Origin of the sequence: Bradyrhizobium forestalis (assembly GCF_002795245.1) — a bacterium.
GTDB lineage: Bacteria > Pseudomonadota > Alphaproteobacteria > Rhizobiales > Xanthobacteraceae > Bradyrhizobium > Bradyrhizobium forestalis.
Genome location: NZ_PGVG01000006.1, coordinates 1 through 3605 on the forward strand (window position 1 = coordinate 1; position 3605 = coordinate 3605).

General features: G+C 58.3%; 2 protein-coding genes. Both read left to right on the plus strand.

Annotated features, from left to right (window positions below; genetic code table 11):
- Nucleotides 1-666: 666 nt before the first annotated feature.
- Nucleotides 667-1281 (plus strand): toxin-activating lysine-acyltransferase, encoded by a 615-nt coding sequence (locus tag CVM73_RS09245; protein WP_245452267.1) that lies wholly within the window; start codon nucleotides 667-669, stop codon nucleotides 1279-1281.
- 122 nt (nucleotides 1282-1403) lie between these two features.
- Nucleotides 1404-2081, plus strand: coding sequence for a hypothetical protein (locus CVM73_RS09250; protein ID WP_100231702.1), 678 nt, complete (start codon nucleotides 1404-1406; stop codon nucleotides 2079-2081).
- Nucleotides 2082-3605: the final 1524 nt, after the last annotated feature.

Sequence of the window (3605 nt, forward strand, 5' to 3'; positions counted from 1 at the left end):
GGCGCTCGGATATCAGTCGCCCCTTGAGTTCGAAACCGCGTTCGCGCAAAACAAGGCACGATAACGTCGTGGCAACCGCACTGTCACAGGAATTATCGTGTCTCACTTAAGGGGTGCAGTCCAGTGCACTTAACTCGTACTGCTCCCCGCCGGCCGGCGTCCTTCGCCGAATGCGCGTGATCTGGTTGCTCGACAGTACATCAGAGAACGCTCCGCCGAGCTTCCTTGTATGACTGCACAGTGACAGCGTGGAGTCTTTCGCGACGTCGCTGCGCCGTATCGAGCCCTCACGCTCCGCGGGTCATCTCCAAAGGCCCCGCGTTCCCTCTCGGCACTTGTCAATAGTCACAAAGCGTAATGGGTGGACACATCGCGCAACATTTTTTAGGGCGTGTCGCGATTTCGTCTTGAAGTTGTATGCGGGTTAACGTTCTATGAACGTCGAGGAGGGGCAGTGGGGCTGCTTTCGATAATCTGCGACAGAGCTATACATCTGCTTTCGGTGGCGACCGTTTGGGACAACCGGGGCGGGTGCGCGCAGATGACAGGTTCTTCGCGTCGGCAACTTGCGGCCCGGACGGGCTGCCGGCCGCTGCGGCAGGCTCACTTCCCTAGTGATCGCGATACACGCCCCGCCGGGCGGATCGAAAGTTGGGAGCGAGAGCTGTGGCAAAAAGCACGAACGAGATAGCGGCCGCCGGCAAGCCGGCGCTGAACGGGATCAAGGGCGGAGCCGCGGCCGAGTCCGCGAATGCGAAAGAGCGCGCGCTCGATCCGCAGGTGCTGGCGCAGATCGCCGCGTTCAAGATGCGGATCCAGGCCGGCGTCGGCGAGGTCGTCCTCGCCATGCTCAACCTGCCGCGCTACCGCAACCAGACGCTGGCCGACGTCATGCATCTCGTCGTCGAGCCGATGACGCGCGATCGCATCGCCATCGCCAAGGCCGGCGGCGAGGGCAAGGTCGAGGAGACCGCCGGCATCGCGATCTGGGCGAGCGTTTCCGACGAGGTCGACGCCAAGATCCGCGAACAGATCCAGGCCCGCGTGTTTCCGGTCCGCCTCAAGGCCGAGGACTGGACCAGCGGCGACACCACCTGGCTGCTCGACGTCATCGCCCCCTCACAGAAGGTCGCCACTGCCGTGCTCGCCAATTTCAAGCAAGTGGTGAAGGACAAGCCGGTGCGCATCCATCCGATCGTGAGCCAGTTGGCCGATCCGGCGGTGCTGGAGAAGATGAAGGTGCGGCCGGTGGGGGAGGCTACCGAGGAAGCCCGCAAATGAAGCGGACCGTAGGTTTCGGCGGGTTTGGCGGCCTCACCGTCATGTCCAATGTGGACGACGCACGCGCAGAAGCGCATGGGTGGGTGTAAGGCACGACCCCCGTGCCGCAAGGAAATTTCGCGATGTCCAACGAAACCGGCAGTGACCGATACGATCCGACCACTCCTGAGGAACTTCTCGCACTGGCGAGGCACCTTGCCGCCGATCCGAAATTGGATGCGATCTTCCGGCGCGTCGGACTGCACAAACCGTTCAATCGAACACCCGACGAATACCATCTGGTCATTGCCAGCCGCAAAGCATTTGCGCCCCAACTCGAGAGCCGGCTTTGTTCTGCCGACAACCATTTTCTTGCCGAAGCCCTGGCAAGGCGTCTCCATGGTGGCTTGATATCGTCGGATGCGGACGCGTTGGCCTTTCTTTCTGATCGCATTCGGCATGTTCAAGCCGAGAGTGCGGGCAGCCGGCTTTTGGAATCCGAGATCAAGGACATCATGAGAAATTTGCTGGACTCGTCATTCTTTAGAGAGTTCGAAGACTATCGGCGGCGGAAAGCTGAGGTGATCAAAGCAGATATTGATCCTTATGAAAACATACGCGCGTTCGTGGACGAGCAGGTGTGGATTTACGGCCTAGGCGGTCGAGGTTCGTCACAGGTTCAGCGCATGGTTCTCAGTTTTTTGAACCGCCTTTGGTTCGACAAGGTGCCCGATCTGTCGCCGGTGACCGTCGAGCGCATGCTCGAAGCACCACAAGGCCTTTTGTTGCTCGGCGACCATGAGCAGCCGCGTAAGGGATAGGGGAGCGCCATGGCCACTGCTCCGGTGAGTGCAAACAAATTCGCAGACACGGGCTTCTTGATCGACCTGTTCTTATCTGGCGGGGAAAAGGCGCTCGATGCGTTCAGGGATAAGCTGTCAGGCAAGATCTACGTTACGAGCGGCCTAATTGACGAGCTTGGCAAGTTCACAACATCGGATATTCGCGGCCTGATCGACTGGGTCAAGAACGGGACGAACGTCAGCCTCATAAACTATACCGATACAACGCTGGCAGCTGCAAATGCGGCCAAGAAGGCTGCAATAGACGCCGGCGTGACTGATCTATCGGCGTTCGATGCCGCAATCAAACAAGCTTCGAAGAATGCTGTTGAGCGCGCCTACGTTGAGCTAACGACCGGCAAAGCGGTAACGTTCTCAGGCGGAAAAGTGTTGCTAGGCTCTGCTGCACCGGACGCCGTGGCGGCGATGCGGGGCATCACGGGCTCGAATATAATATTTTCAAGTGATAACGCCTTCAAATCTTGGCTTATCAGTTCAACAACGAAGGCGAAAGGCTTCGCACCATTCGGGCTGTTGGATGCGCCGGTTTCGTCCGCTCGATTTTACAATGAGGGGCTACTTGGCTTGGACGACAGCGCCGCGACAAAGCAGTTAGTGAAGGATGCCAACAAGATATTGAAGTCTGGAAATTCGATCGGCATCGGGCTGCACACGTCAGAGTACGCAGCTATCCTGACCGATGCGGCAGTCGACGCGACAAACCTCAGTCAAGCCGCCAAGGCGGGAGTTACGACCAAGGCGTGGTGGAAGTTTTTTGGCAAGGCTGGCATTGGATTCATTATCGCTAAGAGCGGCCTCATTGGGAATATCGTTGGGGCGATCGTTACCGCTGCCCAGGCAGAGGAACTGAGAGAAGCGAACAAGATCGAAGATGCCAACAAACTATGGGTCAAGTTTATTTTTGAAACGGCAGGTGGTGTTGCTGGAGCCCTTGGCACCAGCGCAGCCATCGCGGCGGCCCTCAAGGCCAGGGGTGGCCTCTACGGCGTAGTTGGAACCATCCTCGGTGGCGTTGCTGGTGCGATGTTGGGGTCGTACGCCGGGGCGGCACTTGGAGAGTACATCTACGATAACAATAAGGACGTCATAAATTCATACATCAATAAGATTTATGACGCCGTCGATGCCTTCGGTGCGAGCGTGGATTCTTTCGACGTCGACGCGAACACCGTTCTGTTGGCGCAACTGCTGGGTCTCGGCGTCCCGTCTGAAAATGCTTCGGACCAGACGGATTTGCTATTCGCGACAAAGTGGGCTCAGCGAAACGGACTAGGGGGAGACGACGTTCTTTTCGGATATAGTGCTGACTACGTGTCGGCTGGCGGTCATGTCTTCAAAGATGATCCGGAAAGCGAGATTACCCCGGTCGAGCTGCGTATGGTGCTCGATGGAGGGGCAGGCAACGACGTGGTTTTTGTCGCGGGCGGAGAACGCGCAATTGCTGCGGGAGGCTTGGGGCGCGATTGGATTTTCAACCGCTCG